The following is a 14,532-nucleotide window of genomic DNA, read 5'->3' on the forward strand; positions in this document are numbered from 1 at the left end:
AGATGTAGTGGCAGGTAAGGCCCGCGTACACGAGTTGGCTAAGGAACTCGGTGTAACCAGCAAAGAAGTGCTCGCCCGGCTGAGTGAACAGGGCGAATTCGTCAAGTCGGCCTCGTCGACGGTGGAAGCTCCCGTGGCCCGCAGGCTGCGTGAATCGTTCGGTGGCGGTAAGTCGGCGCCGGCGAAAGGCTCCGACACGGGTGCCGCCAAAGGTGTGGCCAAGGCCCCGCAGAAGGTGCCGGGTGCCAACCCCGCGGCCAAGGCTGCGGACAAGTCTCTGGACGCCGCTCTGGACAAGGCAGTAGGCAACGGTGCCCCGGCGCCCGTTCCGGCCCCCGCGCCGACGGCTACGCCTACGCCTGCGCCCGCGCCTGCGCCCGTGCAACCCGCGGACTCCGGTGTGGCACCGCCGGCCGCGACGCCGGCGGCCCCCGCTGCTTCGGCAGCGCCCGCGCCGCCGAAGGCGCCGCTTCCCGGGCAACGGCCTGCGCCGACACCGGGCAAGCCGGCCGCTCCGCAAGCGCCTCACCCGGGCATGGCTCCGGGGGCACGGCCGGGTCCGGTGCCCAAGCCGGGAGTTCGTACTCCCCGCGTCGGCAACAACCCGTTCTCCTCGGCGCAGCCGGTTGATCGGCCCATTCCGCGCCCGCAGGCGCCGCGTCCCGGGGCGCCGCGCCCAGGGGCGCCTCGCCCCGGTGGCGCTTCTCCCGGCAACATGCCTCCGCGTCCCGGCGGCGCTTCCGGTGGGCCTCGCCCACCGCGTACCGGCGCGCCGCGGCCCGGTGGTGGTCGTCCTGGTGGGCCAGGTGGCGGCCGGTCAGATGGTGGCGGCGGTAACTACCGCGGCGGAGGCGGCGGCGTTGGCGCCGCACCTGGAGGCGGCTTCCGCGGCCGTCCCGGTGGCGGTGGTGGCGGTGGCCGTCCCGGCCAGCGCGGCGGTGCGGCCGGTGCTTTCGGCCGTCCCGGCGGCGCGCCCCGGCGCGGCCGTAAGTCCAAGCGGGCCAAACGCGCCGAGTACGAGAACATGCAGGCGCCGGTCGTCGGCGGTGTGCGGTTGCCGCACGGCAACGGTGAAACCATCCGGCTGGCGCGCGGAGCATCGCTCTCCGACTTCGCGGACAAGATCAACGCCAACCCGGCGGCACTGGTTCAGGCGCTGTTCAACCTCGGCGAGATGGTCACGGCCACCCAGTCGGTCGGCGACGAGACCCTCGAGCTGCTCGGCAGCGAGATGAACTACAACGTCCAGGTGGTCAGTCCCGAGGACGAGGACCGCGAGCTGCTGGAATCCTTCGATCTGACCTACGGCGAAGACTCCGGCGACGAGTCCGAGTTGCAGACCCGACCGCCGGTAGTCACGGTGATGGGTCACGTCGACCACGGCAAGACCCGACTGCTGGACACCATCCGCAAGGCCAACGTCCGCGAGGGCGAGGCCGGTGGCATCACCCAGCACATCGGTGCCTACCAGGTCAGCGTGGACCACGATGGCACCGAGCGGTTGATCACCTTCATTGACACCCCCGGTCACGAGGCGTTCACCGCCATGCGTGCCCGTGGTGCCAAGGCCACCGACATCGCCATCCTGGTGGTCGCCGCCGACGACGGTGTGATGCCGCAGACGGTTGAGGCCATCAACCACGCACAGGCCGCAGACGTGCCGATCGTGGTGGCGGTCAACAAGATCGACAAGGAGGGCGCCGACCCGGCCAAGATCCGCGGTCAGCTCACCGAATACGGTTTGGTCGCTGAGGATTTCGGTGGCGACACGATGTTTGTCGACATCTCGGCCAAGCAAGGCACCAACATCGAGGCGCTCGAGGAGGCGGTGCTGCTTACCGCCGACGCGGCCCTGGATCTGCGGGCCAACCCCGACATGGAGGCCCAGGGTGTGGCGATCGAAGCGCACCTGGACCGTGGTCGTGGCCCGGTGGCCACCGTGCTGGTGCAACGCGGCACGCTGCGGGTCGGCGACTCGGTGGTCGCCGGCGACGCCTACGGCCGCGTGCGCCGGATGGTCGACGAGCACGGCGAGGACGTGGAAGAGGCGCTACCGTCGCGTCCGGTCCAGGTGATCGGCTTCACCTCGGTCCCCGGTGCCGGTGACAACTTCCTGGTCGTGGACGAGGACCGGATCGCCCGCCAAATCGCCGACCGGCGCAGCGCTCGCAAGCGCAACGCGTTGGCGGCGCGCAGTCGCAAGCGGATCAGCCTGGAAGATCTGGATTCGGCGCTGAAGGAAACCAGCCAGCTCAACCTGATCCTCAAGGGCGACAACGCCGGTACTGTCGAGGCGCTGGAAGAGGCCCTGATGGGTATCGAGGTCGACGACGAGGTGGCCCTGCGTGTCATCGACCGCGGTGTCGGTGGCATCACCGAGACCAACGTCAACCTGGCGTCGGCTTCGGATGCGATCATCATCGGTTTCAACGTGCGTGCCGAGGGCAAGGCCACCGAGCTGGCCAACCGCGAAGGTGTGGAGATTCGCTACTACTCGGTCATCTACCAGGCGATTGATGAGATCGAGAAGGCCCTGCGCGGCATGCTCAAGCCGATCTACGAAGAGGTCGAGCTCGGGCGCGCAGAGATCCGGGCGCTGTTCCGGTCCTCGAAGGTCGGCCTCATCGCGGGCTGCATGATCAGCTCCGGTGTGGTTCGCCGCAATGCGAAGGCCCGGTTGTTGCGAGACAACATCGTGGTCGTCGAGAACCTCTCGATTCACTCGTTGCGTCGGGAGAAGGACGACGTGACCGAGGTCCGCGAGGGATTCGAGTGCGGTATGACGCTGGGCTACTCCGACCTCAAAGAGGGCGACTTCATCGAGTCCTACGAGCTGGTCCAGAAAGACCGCTCCTGATGGGGCGCGAGCATGGCTGACCCGGCGCGAGCGCGCCGGCTGGCCAAACGGATCACCACGATCGTCGCGTCGGCGATCGAGTACGAGATCAAGGATCCGGGGCTGGTCGGGGTGACCATCACCGACGCCAAGGTGACGGCCGATCTGCACGATGCGACGGTGTACTACACCGTGATGGGGCCGACGTTGGACGATGAGCCGGACTACGCGGCCGCCGCGGCGGCACTGGAACGGGCCAAGGGGGTGTTGCGCACCAAGGTCGGAGCCGGCACTGGCGTGCGTTTCACCCCGACCCTGACGTTCACCCGGGACGTCACGTCCGACACCGTGCATCGGATGGACGAGTTGTTGGCCCGTGCCCGCGCCGCCGACGCAGATCTGGCGCGGGTGCGAATCGGTGCCAAGCCGGCGGGGGAGGCCGATCCCTACCGCGACAGCGGATCGGCCGACGAACCGTCGGATGCCGGGGGACTGGTCATTCGAACTAGCGACGGGCTCGAGGCTGAGAACACCGGTGACGACTACCAAGCCGAAGATTGAGCAGATGCGATGTCCGGGGGTGCGCGTCGACGCCGTCGGCGCGGCCGAGCTGCTTTCGGCCGCCGACAGCATTGCGGTAATCGCCCATGTCCACCCCGACGCCGACACGATCGGCGCGGGACTGGCCCTGGCGTTGGTGTTGGACGGGTGCGGCAAGCAGGTCGAGGTGAGTTTCGCCGCCCCCGCCACGCTGCCTGAGTCGTTGGCGTCGCTGCCCGGTTGCGCCCTGCTTGTCGATGCCGACGAGATGCGCCGCGACGTCGACTTGGTGGTGACCGTCGACGTCCCCAGCATCAAGCGTCTCGGTGGGCTCAGTGACCTGGCCGATCCGGGCCGCAGCGTGCTGGTCATCGATCACCACGCGTCCAACGCCGAGTTCGGCACGGCCAACTTCATCGATTGCTCGGCCGACTCGACCACCATGATGGTGGCCGAGATTCTCGATGCGTGGGGCAAACCGATCGGTCTGGACGTCGCGCACTGCATCTATGCCGGTCTCACCACCGACACCGGGTCGTTTAGGTGGGCGAGTCCGCGCGGCCTGCGGCTGGCGGCCCGGCTGGTGGACATCGGCGTGGACAACGCCGCGATCAGCCGATCGCTGATGGATACCCACCCGTTCATGTGGTTGCCGATGCTCTCCCGGGTGCTCGGCTCGGCGCAGCTGCTGCCCGAGGCGGTAGCCGGTCGGGGATTGGTCTACGCGGTCGTCGAGCACCAGGAGTTTGCGCGGGCGCGCGCCGAAGAGGTGGAGAGCATCGTCGACATCGTGCGCACCACCCGGCAGGCCGAGGTCGCGGTCGTTTTCAAAGAGGTCGACCCCCAGCAGTGGTCGGTGTCGATGCGGGCCAAGAAGGACATCGATTTGAGCGTGGTCGCCTCAGCGTTCGGTGGTGGGGGCCACCTACTGGCGGCGGGGTATTCGACCACCGGCTCGATCGATGACGTCGTGGCGTCGCTGCTCGCAGCGCTGGGCTGACCCTCTTTGCGGGAAATGGGGCCCGACGCCGTGCGGCCCGACGCCGGCGGCCGCAAGATCGCAGCGCTGGCGTTGCCCGCGCTGGGTGTGCTGGCCGCGGAGCCGCTGTATCTGTTGTTCGATACCGCAGTGATAGGTCGGCTTGGGGCTTTGGCCCTGGCGGGTCTGGCCATCGGCAGTCTGGTTCTGGGCCTGGTCGGTTCCCAGGCGACGTTTTTGTCCTACGGCACGACGGCGCGTTCGGCGCGCCACTACGGGGCGGGCGACCGGGTGGCGGCGGTCGCCGAAGGCGTGCAGGCGACCTGGTTGGCGGTGGCGCTCGGGCTGTTGACCATCCTCGTGGTGCAGATCGCCGCGGTGCCCCTGGTGTCGGTGATCGCCGGGGCCCGCGCGGGTAGCGGCGATATCGCGGGGGCGGCGCTGCCCTGGCTGCGGATCGCCATTTTGGGCACGCCGGCGATCCTCATCTCGCTCGCGGGCAACGGCTGGATGCGGGGCGTGCAGGACACCGTTCGGCCGCTGCGCTACGTGGTTGCCGGTTTTGGGTTGTCGGCACTGCTGTGTCCGCTGCTGGTGTACGGCTGGCTGGGCTTGCCGCGAATGGAACTGGCCGGCTCGGCGGTGGCCAATCTGGTGGGGCAGTGGCTGGCGGCGTTGCTGTTCGGGGGCGCGCTGCTCGCCGAGCGGGTGTCGTTGCGACCCGACCGCCACATACTGCGGGAGCAATTGGTGCTGGCTCGCGATCTGATCGTGCGGACGATGGCGTTCCAGGCGTGTTTTATCTCGGCCGCGGCGGTGGCTGCCAGGTTCGGCGCTGCCGCTCTGGCTGCACACCAGGTGGTGCTGCAGCTGTGGGGCTTTTTCGCCCTGGTTCTCGATTCACTGGCCATTGCGGCCCAATCGCTGGTGGGGGCGGCGCTGGGGGCCGGGGACGCCGCAAACGCGAAGTGGGTGGCATGGCGGGTGACAGTGTTTTCGCTGCTTGCCGCGGGCATGTTGGCGGCGGCTTTGGCGCTGGGGGCCCCGGTGCTGCCCGCGCTGTTCACCGACGATGCGGCGGTGCTCGCGGCGGTCACCGTGCCGTGGTGGTTCCTTGTTGCGCAGTTACCTTTTGCCGGAATCGTTTTCGCACTCGACGGGGTGTTGTTAGGTGCTGGTGACGCCGCCTTCATGCGTACCGCGACCGTGGTCAGCGCGCTGGCGGGGTTCTTACCGCTCACCTGGCTGTCGTTGGTGTACGGCTGGGGGCTGGCGGGCATCTGGTCGGGCCTTGCCACCTTCATCGTGCTGCGGCTGATTTTCGTCGGATGGCGGGCGATGAGTGGTCGGTGGGCTTTGACGGGGACGGCTTGACTCGCCCGGCGCCGATCTTGGATCTTGACGAGAACTCCCCGGCAACCGCTGATACACTGCGCCGGTGACGACGACGCGGCCACGGCGGAACCGGTCGTGGCGGGATTACGCGCTATTCGTCGCTTTGGTGGGCCCCAACCTGGCATTGTTGTTGCTGTTCGTCTACCGCCCATTGGTCGACAACATCAGGTTGTCGTTCTTTGACTGGAATATCTCCGATCCCACCGCGGAATTCGTCGGACTCTCCAACTACATCGAGTGGTTCAGTCGTCCGGACACCCGCCAGATCGTGGCCAACACGGCGATTTTCACCACCGCAGCGGTGGCCGGATCGATGGTGCTGGGACTGCTGCTGGCGATGCTGCTCGACCAACCGTTGCGCGGGCGAAACCTGGTGCGCTCAACGGTCTTCGCACCGTTTGTGATCTCGGGTGCGGCCGTCGGTCTGGCAGCCCAGTTCGTGTTCGATCCACATTTCGGTCTGGTGCAAGACTTGTTGCACCGGGTCGGGGTCAACGCTCCCGACTTCTACCAGGACACGCCCTGGGCGTTGTTCATGGTGACGGTCACCTATGTGTGGAAGAACCTCGGATACACCTGCGTGATCTATCTGGCGGCGTTGCAGGGCGTGCGTCGAGATCTATTGGAGGCCGCAGAAATCGACGGCGCGAGCCGGTGGACGAGCTTTCGGCGGGTACTGCTGCCGCAGTTGCGGCCAACCACCTTCTTCCTGTCGATTACCGTGCTGATCAACTCGCTGCAGGTGTTCGATGTAATCAACGTCATGACCCGCGGCGGACCGGAAGGAACCGGGACCACAACGATGGTGTACCAGGTGTATCTGGAGACCTTCCGAAACTTCCGCGCCGGCTACGGCGCCACCATCGCAACGATGATGTTTCTTTTCCTGTTGGTCGTCACCTACTACCAGGTGCGAGTCATGGATAGAGGGCAGCAGCAGTGATGTCCTTGCGCCCGCGCGGCTCGAGGGCCATCGTTCGTGCGCTCGGCTATGTCGCCATGTTGTTGGTGATGGCTGTGGTGGCCGGGCCGCTGCTGTTCGTGTTCTTCACCTCGTTCAAGGAACAGGCGGACATCTACTCACAACCGACCAACTGGTGGCCGCCGCACTGGTATCCGCAGAACTATTGGACGGCCACCCGGCAGATCCCGTTTTGGACCTTCCTGCGTAACTCGGTGATTATCACCTCGGTGCTGGCTGTGGTGAAGTTCGCCCTCGGTGTGTTCAGCGCATTCGGCTTGGTGTTTGTCCAGTTCCCGGGCAAAACCCCGGTGTTCTTGTTGATCATTGCCGCGCTGATGGTGCCCAACCAGATCACCGTCATCTCCAACTACGCGCTGATCGCTCAGCTGGGGCTGCGCAACACGTTTCCCGGCATCATCTTGCCCCTTGCCGGAGTCGCGTTCGGAACCTTCCTGATGCGCAATCACTTTTTGTCGCTGCCCAGCGAGGTCATCGAGGCCGCGCGGATGGACGGGGCGCGTTGGTGGCAACTGCTATTTCGGGTGGTGTTGCCGATGTCTGGTCCCACCATGGTGGCCTTCGGCATCATTACAGTCGTCAACGAATGGAATGAATACCTGTGGCCATTTCTGATGTCCGACGACGAATCGGTGGCGCCGCTGCCGGTGGGGCTGACCTTCCTTCAGCAGGCCGAGGGCGTGACGAACTGGGGTCCGGTGATGGCAGTGACACTGTTGGCGATGTTGCCGATCCTGGTCATCTTCATCGGATTGCAGCGGCGCATGATCAAGGGCCTCACCTCGGGTGCGGTTAAGGGTTAGTGGGCCATGAACTCCATGCATCGCAGACGGTTTCTGTCGCTGGCAAGTGCTGCCGCGGCCGGTGTGACGGCCGGATGCGCCGGGATCACCAACAACGTCTCGATCAAGTCGGGGCCCGGACCGATCTCGTTCTGGTCCAATCATCCGGGTCAATCATCCGGCGTGGAGAAGGTTCTGATCGACCGTTTTCAGCAGCAGTTTCCCGGCTTGTCGGTCAAATTGGTCGATGCCGGCATGGACTACGACGAAGTGGCGGAGAAGTTCAACGCCGCACTTATCGGCGACGACGTGCCCGATGTGGTTGTGCTGGACGATATCTGGTGGTTTCACTTTGCCTTGAGCGGCGTGATTTCCCCCCTCGATAAACTATTTCGCCAGATCGGTGTGGACACCTCTGATTATGTGGACACACTGCTGGCCGACTACGAGTTCAACGGACGGCATTACGCGTTGCCCTATGCGCGCTCGACGCCGCTGTTCTACTACAACAAGGCGGTATGGCAGCGGGCCGGATTGCCCGATCGCGGGCCGAACAGTTGGCAAGAATTCGATGACTGGGGTCCGCGGCTACAACGCGTCGTCGATGAACGGCAGTGGGCCCACGGCTGGGCCAATGCCGAATTGATCTCGTGGACGTTCCAAGGAGTGAACTGGACCTTCGATGGTTCTTACTCGGATCTGTGGACGCTGCGATTCACCGACCCCGACACCATCGCGGCCGGCAACTTTTACCGGGACAGCATCCATACCAAGCGTTATGCGGCGGTCGCCAACAACATCGCCAACGAATTCGCCACCGGAATCATGGCCTCCGCGGTCGCCTCGACCGGCTCGCTGACCGGCATTACCCAGATGGCCAAATTCGACTTTGGTGCGGCGCCCATGCCTACCGGCCCGGGCGGAGCCCCCGGATGCCCGACGGGTGGGGCGGGCCTGGCGATTCCCACCAAGCTCTCCGACGAACGCAAGCGCAACGCGCTCAGGTTCATCGAGTACATCACCAACCCGGTCAATACCGCCTATTTCAGTCAGCGCACCGGATATCTGGCGGTGCGAAAGTCGGCAGCCGATGTCCCCAGCGAACAGAAGTATCTGGCGGATCATCCGCGCGCCAGAGTTGCGATCAACCAGCTTCCCCACACCCGCCCGCAGGACTACGCGCGGGTTTTCCTGCCCGGTGCCGATCGAATCATCTCCGCCGGGCTCGAGTCCATCGGGTTGCGGGGAACAAACGTGGCAAAGACATTCGCAAGTATTGAAAGGCAGCTGCAGATCATTCTGGACCGACAGATCGTGCGAAAGCTTCGCCAGCATGGCTAAAGTGCAGTACTCCGGGGTCACCTATCGGTATCCGGGCAGTGGTGCGCCCGCTGTGAACAACCTGGACCTCGAGATCGCCGACGGCGAGTTTCTGGTGCTGGTCGGCCCTTCCGGTTGCGGCAAATCCACCATACTGCGGGTGCTGGCCGGACTGGAATCCGTTGAAAGCGGTCGTATCACTATCGGCGATACGGATGTCACCGACCTTCCGCCGCGGGCCCGCGATGTCGCGATGGTATTCCAGAACTACGCGCTTTACCCGAATATGACGGTGGCGCAGAACATGGGATTCGCGTTGCGCAATGCCGGCATGTCGCGAGCGGACACTCGGCAACGAGTTCTCGATGTTGCCAGCATGCTGGAACTGACCGAGCTGCTGGATCGTAAGCCGTCGAAGCTCTCGGGTGGACAACGCCAGCGGGTGGCGATGGGACGAGCCATCGTGCGCCGGCCGCGGGTCTTTTGCATGGACGAACCGTTGTCGAATTTGGATGCCAAGCTGCGAGTGAGCACCAGATCGCACATCTCGGGGCTGCAACGTCAGCTGGGCACCACCACCGTGTACGTCACACACGACCAGGTGGAGGCCATGACAATGGGCCATCGGGTCGCCGTACTCAAAGACGGGGTGCTGCAACAGGTTGACACGCCCCGGGAACTGTATGACAACCCGGTGAACACTTTCGTCGCCACTTTCATCGGGGCGCCGGCGATGAACCTCATCGAGGCTCCGGTCGCCGATGGGGTGGCGCGACTGTCCGGTCTGGTGATACCGGTTCCGCGCGGCGCCGCCGATCGGGTGCTGATTGGCGTCCGGCCGGAGTCCTGGGATGTGGTTGGAGGCGATGGGACCGCAGCATTGGGTGTTCGCGTCGAACAGGTCGAGGAACTGGGCTTCGAATCGTTCATCTACGCAACCCCCGTCGCCCAGGACGGGTGGTCGTCACGGACCCGGCGGGTCGTGATCCGGTCCGACCGCCACACCACCGTCGGTGCAGGGGACTCGTTGTCGATCGCGGCCAATCCGCAGGAAGTGTGCTTCTTCGATAGTCGAACCGAGTCGCGCATCCGTTGAGCAGTACCGGTGCTATCGCGGACCCGATGTCATCGGTCAGCAACCCCCAGAAGTGCTTGCTCGGTGTCCTCGTCGACCAGGTCGGCGTTGATGGCCATAGCGGCGAGCAGGCCAGAAGACGCCGAGTTGACCACGTGAGCCGAAATGTCGGCCGCGTTGCCGGCGGCGTAGACGCCGGGCACCGAGGTACGGCCGCTGCCATCGGTCTGCAGATTCTCGCCGAAACCCGACGGGTGGGTCACCAAGCGAAGCCCCAGCGGGTCTAGGAAATCGGTGTTGGCGACCATCCGCGGCAACAGCGCGAGCGCTGCCAGCGCGACGCGGTTGCCGTCGGCGAGCGCGACGGCCTCTAGCCGCCCGTCGCTGCTGACAACCTCGGTGACCGGCGAGGTTACGACTTCGATCTGGCGGGCGTGCAGCCGGGCTCGCTCGGGTTCGCTCGGATCGACTGCGCCGTTGAGAAAGAGCGTGATCCGCGGACTCCACTGTCGGAACATGAGGGCCTGATGGACCGATTCGGGCCCGGTCGCCAGGACGCCGATCGGCTGGTCTCGCACCTCCCACCCGTGGCAGTACGGGCAATACAGCACATCGGTGCCCCATAGCTCGGCCAGGCCGGTGATGTCGGGCAAATGGTCCACCAGCCCCGAAGCGATAAGCAGCTTGCGTGCGCGAATCGTGCTGCCGTCGGTGATGGAAAGCTCGAACATCGATCCGTTGCGGTGTGCCGCCACGACCTGGCCCTGGCGGAGTTGGCCGCCATAACCCGCAATTTCGGCATGACCGGCGGAAATGAGATCCGCGGGGGCACAACCGTCGCGGGTCAAGAAATCATGGACCCCGGCTGACCGCGCATTGCGCGGTTGCCCGCCATCGATGACCAGGACGGATCTTCGGGCTCGGGCGAGCGTTAACGCACTGCTCAATCCGGCTGGACCGCTACCGATGACGACGACGTCATGGGGATCGGTCATCTGGCAAGGATCCCTGCAGTTCTGCGTTCAGGCAAGCGCGGTGTGATCGCTACCGCACTTGGGAACGTCCGCGATTGAGGACAGCCTCGCGGTTGGCCGCGATATCGTCGCCGCTGGTCCGGAATTCTCTAGCGGCAGTTGCTTCCAGCCACAGCCCCTGCGCGGTCGAAGACTCATCGATGCGGTGGTAGGACGCGAGTAGCGCTCGGACCGCGTTCTGGTTGTTGCCAACGATGGACGCCGCGACTTGGCGCGCGGCGGGCAGCAGTTGCTGGTGCTCCACGACCTCGGTGACCAGGCCCGCGCGCAGCGCGTCGGTGGCCGAAAGGTAGTCCCCGGTGAGGCTCATGCGCCGGGCCAGGCCCACGCCCACCTTCTGGGGCAACCGCACGCTGAGGCCCCAGGTGGGCAACAGCCCGACTCGCGCGTGGGTGTCGGCGAAGCGTGCCTGCTCGGAGGCGATCAGGATGTCGCAGTACAAGGCGAGTTCGAGTCCGCCCGTCACCGCGGCACCGTTGATGGCTCCGATCACCGGCTTGGTGAGGGCCGGCCAGCGCGGCGAGATGTCGGGCAGTGCTGATTGCCCGCCGAGCTCCTTGAGATCCAGTCCGGCGCAGAACACCGGATCGGCGCCGGTGAGGATGATGACGTCGACGTCGTCGTCGGTCTCGGCCGCGGCGAGAGCCGCGAAAAACTGATCCCGCAGGGCCGCCGATAGAGCATTGCGTGATTGCGGGCGGTTGAGGGTCAAAGTGAGCACCCGCTCAGCAGTATCAATCAGCAGGATTTCGTTGGTCATGATTTCACCGTAGTCGGCGCTGGCAAGGACCCCTATCCGGCTGGTTGGCAGGAAGGGGCCGCAGCCCTCGGCGCCGAATTTGGAGTGGCTGGGTGGTGTATCAACGGTGAACAGTGTTGAACCCACTTGGGTTTCGCGTGAATAGACGCTACCGTTTCCTGCGAGCGGCCAATTACTGCATATAGCAACTGTTTTGTAGGAAAACTGTTGACGGGCTCGCTTTTTGGGTGTCTGCGGCACAGCCGGCGCAGATCTCGTAACCGCTGCTACTTCCGAGGTGAGGAGACGAAGAGATGGATTTTGGGCGCAGACCGCCTGAAGTCACCTCCGCGCTGATGTATATGGGTCCGGGGTCGACGTCGATGACCGCTGCGGCATCGGTCTGGAACCGCGTTGCCGCGGAGTTGGATTCGGCGGCGACCAGCTATGAATCCCTGGTCATCGGGCTGGTCGAGGAAGGGTGGCTGGGCCCGGCATCGGTGGCGATGGCAGATGCGGTCGCGCCCTATGTGGTCTGGATGCGGGCCACCGCCGCACAGGCCGAGCACACGGCGATGCAGGCCAGAGCCTCGGCGGCGGCCTACGAGACCGCGTTTGGTGCGGTGGTACCACCGCCGCTGATCTCGGCGAATCGGGTGCGGTTGGCCGAGCTGATCGCATCGAATGTCTTCGGTCAGAACACCGCGGTGATTACCACCTTGGAAACCGAGTACGGCCAGATGTGGGCTCAAGACGCCGCGGCCATGTACGAGTACGCCGCGGCCACCTCGTCGGCCACGGAGTTGACCCCGTTCACGCAGCCGCAGCAGATCGTTAGCCCCGGCGCCGGTTCCGGTCAGATCGCTGCGGTCGCACACTCGGCGGCAACATTGGCCGGCACCAGTCAAACAACGCTGTCGCGGCTAATTTCGGAGATCCCCAAGGCGTTGCATGGCATTGTTGCGCCAATTGCAGCCTCGACCACACCAGACTCCCCGCTGGGTTGGCTGTGGCAAATCTTGTTCGGAACGACTTTCCCCACCTCGATTTCGGCGCTGCTCACCGATTTGCAGCCATATGCCAGCTTTTTCTACAACACCGAGGGCTTGCCCTATTTCAGCATTGGGATGGCGAACAACTTCATTCAGATGAGCAAGACCCTGGGATTGCTCAGCGGCACCACCGCGGCGGCCACTGGCGGCGCCGCCAGTGGGTTAGCCGGTCTGGGCGGCCTGATTGACGGCGGCGGGCAGGTATCGGCACATCTGGGGCACGCCGCGTCGCTGGGGCGGTTGTCGGTGCCGCCGTCGTGGGCGCAGTCCGTCCCGGATCTCGAGTCCATGCCAGCGCGCATGCCGATCGAGACGCTCAAGTTCGCACCCGATGGTGGAGGCGCCGGGAACCTGTTGGGGGGCATGCCGCTTGGCGGTCCCGGGCTCGGCGCGTCCGGTTCGGGTCCCCGATACGGTGTCCGCCCCACCGTGATGGCACGCCCACCCTTTGCCGGTTGAAACGTGATCGCGACCAACGTGATGACGGTCCCGCCCGACGGCCAGGACATAAGTGCTGACCCAACCTATGGCGATGTTCCCGATGCAGACGTTCCTGTATTCAGGCGACCGCATCCAATCAGGAAAGCGCTGATGGCGCATGCCGACTATGGGGCACGACCACCCGAAATCAACTCTGCGCTGATGTATTTCGGCCCAGGCTCGCGATCCATGCTGGCGGCCGCGGCGGCATGGGATGCGGTGGCCTTCGAGCTTGGTGTGCTGGCCTCCGGCTATACATCGGTGATTTCCGAGCTGACGAGTGGGCCGTGGGTCGGTCCGGCGGCGGCTTCGATGGTGGGTGCGTCCGCCCCGTATGTGGCATGGTTGCGCGCCAGCGCCATCCGGGCCGAACGGACCGCCAGTCAGGCGCGGTCGGCCGCGGCCGCCTATGAGGCGGCATTCGTCATGACCGTGCCCCCGCCCGTGGTCGCGGCTAACCGGGTCTTGTTGACGACGCTCATCGTCACCAACTTCTTCGGTCAGAACACCCCGGCGATCGCGGTCACGGAGGCCCAATACGCCGAGATGTGGGCCCAGGACGCCGCCGCGATGTACGGCTACGCCGCATCCTCGGCGACCGCCACCAGGCTGACTCCCTTCGTGCCGCCGCCCGCGACGACCAACCTGCCTGGACCACTGTGGCAAGCATCCGCGATGGGAAAAGCCGCCACCACAACCGCGGTGGCTGGCGGGTCAGCGCTGTTGGCGGCGACCCGGCGACCCGTCGCCTTCCCGCGGCTCGCGGCGTTGGCGCAATGGCTCGAAGCGCACCTGCCCGGCATCACGCCCGCCGAAAGGACCACGGTGGTCCGGCTGTTGGGGCAAAGCTACTTCGCCCTGGGGATGGTGCAGTTTTCCACATCGATAGCGCTGCAAGCCATTCCCGGGACCGCCAGTGGCGCCGGGGGCTCGGGATCCTCTGTCGTTGACAACTGGGGGTCGATGCTGCACGGCGCCCATGGCGGGGCCGCCGCGGAGTTCGAGGAGGATTTGGGCACGCTGACCCGCCCGGTGTCGGCGGCAATGGGCAAGGCGCGGTTGACGGGATCCCTGTCGACGCCGAGCAGTTGGGGTGCTGGGGTTCGAGAATTCGCCAACGCCGCCGCCGATGAGCAGCTCGACCTGGCCGGCTCGGTGGCGAGTGCGAAGTCGAACGCATACCTGCAGGGCATGCCGATGACAGCGGCCGGCAGGAATACCGCCGTGGCGGAGCAGAAATACGGATTCCGCTATCGGGTGATGCAACGCACTCCTGCTGGCGGGTAGCGGGGTCGAGCGGACCCATGGTGCCTATCGT

General features: G+C 65.5%; 12 protein-coding genes. 10 read left to right on the forward strand and 2 right to left on the reverse strand.

The features are described 5' to 3' along the window. Window positions 1-7 precede the first annotated feature (7 nt). The 8 genes from infB (at window position 8) to CCUG20998_RS09100 (ending at window position 9,930) form a co-directional block, all read left to right on the forward strand. Window positions 8-2,857 (forward strand): translation initiation factor IF-2, encoded by a 2,850-nt coding sequence (gene infB / locus CCUG20998_RS09065; RefSeq protein ID WP_103653832.1) that lies wholly within the window; start codon window positions 8-10, stop codon window positions 2,855-2,857. A gap of 12 nt (window positions 2,858-2,869) precedes the next feature. Further along, complete coding sequence (gene rbfA, locus CCUG20998_RS09070; protein WP_020728324.1) at window positions 2,870-3,397, forward strand: 30S ribosome-binding factor RbfA; 528 nt, start codon at window positions 2,870-2,872, stop codon at window positions 3,395-3,397. A gap of 4 nt (window positions 3,398-3,401) precedes the next feature. Next, the gene (locus tag CCUG20998_RS09075) at window positions 3,402-4,376 is read left to right on the forward strand and encodes a DHH family phosphoesterase (protein WP_036455436.1); all 975 of its coding nucleotides are present in this window, start codon (window positions 3,402-3,404) and stop codon (window positions 4,374-4,376) included. Window positions 4,377-4,391: 15 nt separating this feature from the next. Continuing rightward, window positions 4,392-5,729, forward strand: coding sequence for an MATE family efflux transporter (locus CCUG20998_RS09080; RefSeq protein WP_103653831.1), 1,338 nt, complete (start codon window positions 4,392-4,394; stop codon window positions 5,727-5,729). 64 nt (window positions 5,730-5,793) lie between these two features. Next, a complete protein-coding gene (locus CCUG20998_RS09085; protein ID WP_051173345.1) occupies window positions 5,794-6,693 on the forward strand; it encodes a carbohydrate ABC transporter permease in 900 nt (299 codons plus the stop codon). Further along, the gene (locus CCUG20998_RS09090) at window positions 6,693-7,535 is read left to right on the forward strand and encodes a carbohydrate ABC transporter permease (RefSeq protein ID WP_020728329.1); all 843 of its coding nucleotides are present in this window, start codon (window positions 6,693-6,695) and stop codon (window positions 7,533-7,535) included. Before CCUG20998_RS09085 ends, CCUG20998_RS09090 begins: the two co-directional genes overlap by 1 nt. Window positions 7,536-7,541: 6 nt before the next feature. Further along, window positions 7,542-8,855 carry an ABC transporter substrate-binding protein gene (locus tag CCUG20998_RS09095; RefSeq protein WP_020728330.1) on the forward strand — a complete coding sequence of 438 codons (1,314 nt, stop codon included), beginning with the start codon at window positions 7,542-7,544 and terminating at the stop codon, window positions 8,853-8,855. Then, window positions 8,848-9,930: an ABC transporter ATP-binding protein gene (locus tag CCUG20998_RS09100; RefSeq protein WP_036455442.1), complete on the forward strand. Its 1,083-nt coding sequence runs from the start codon at window positions 8,848-8,850 to the stop codon at window positions 9,928-9,930. The genes CCUG20998_RS09095 and CCUG20998_RS09100 overlap by 8 nt, the downstream gene beginning before the upstream one ends. A 29-nt stretch (window positions 9,931-9,959) precedes the next feature. On the opposite strand, the gene CCUG20998_RS09105 is transcribed toward CCUG20998_RS09100, so the two are convergent. Both CCUG20998_RS09105 and CCUG20998_RS09110 read right to left on the reverse strand, forming a co-directional pair. After that, window positions 9,960-10,904: an NAD(P)/FAD-dependent oxidoreductase gene (locus CCUG20998_RS09105; protein ID WP_020728332.1), complete on the reverse strand. Its 945-nt coding sequence runs from the start codon at window positions 10,902-10,904 to the stop codon at window positions 9,960-9,962. 49 nt (window positions 10,905-10,953) lie between these two features. After that, window positions 10,954-11,703: an enoyl-CoA hydratase gene (locus CCUG20998_RS09110; protein WP_012393698.1), complete on the reverse strand. Its 750-nt coding sequence runs from the start codon at window positions 11,701-11,703 to the stop codon at window positions 10,954-10,956. A gap of 293 nt (window positions 11,704-11,996) precedes the next feature. Between CCUG20998_RS09110 and CCUG20998_RS09115 the strand changes: the two genes are divergently transcribed. Continuing rightward, window positions 11,997-13,193 (forward strand): PPE family protein, encoded by a 1,197-nt coding sequence (locus CCUG20998_RS09115; protein WP_020728333.1) that lies wholly within the window; start codon window positions 11,997-11,999, stop codon window positions 13,191-13,193. Window positions 13,194-13,325: 132 nt separating this feature from the next. Continuing rightward, entirely contained in the window at window positions 13,326-14,501 is a 1,176-nt protein-coding gene (locus CCUG20998_RS09120; RefSeq protein WP_036455797.1) for a PPE family protein, read from the forward strand. Window positions 14,502-14,532 lie beyond the last annotated feature (31 nt).

Source organism: Mycobacterium marinum (assembly GCF_003391395.1).
Taxonomy (GTDB): Bacteria; Actinomycetota; Actinomycetes; order Mycobacteriales; family Mycobacteriaceae; genus Mycobacterium; species Mycobacterium marinum.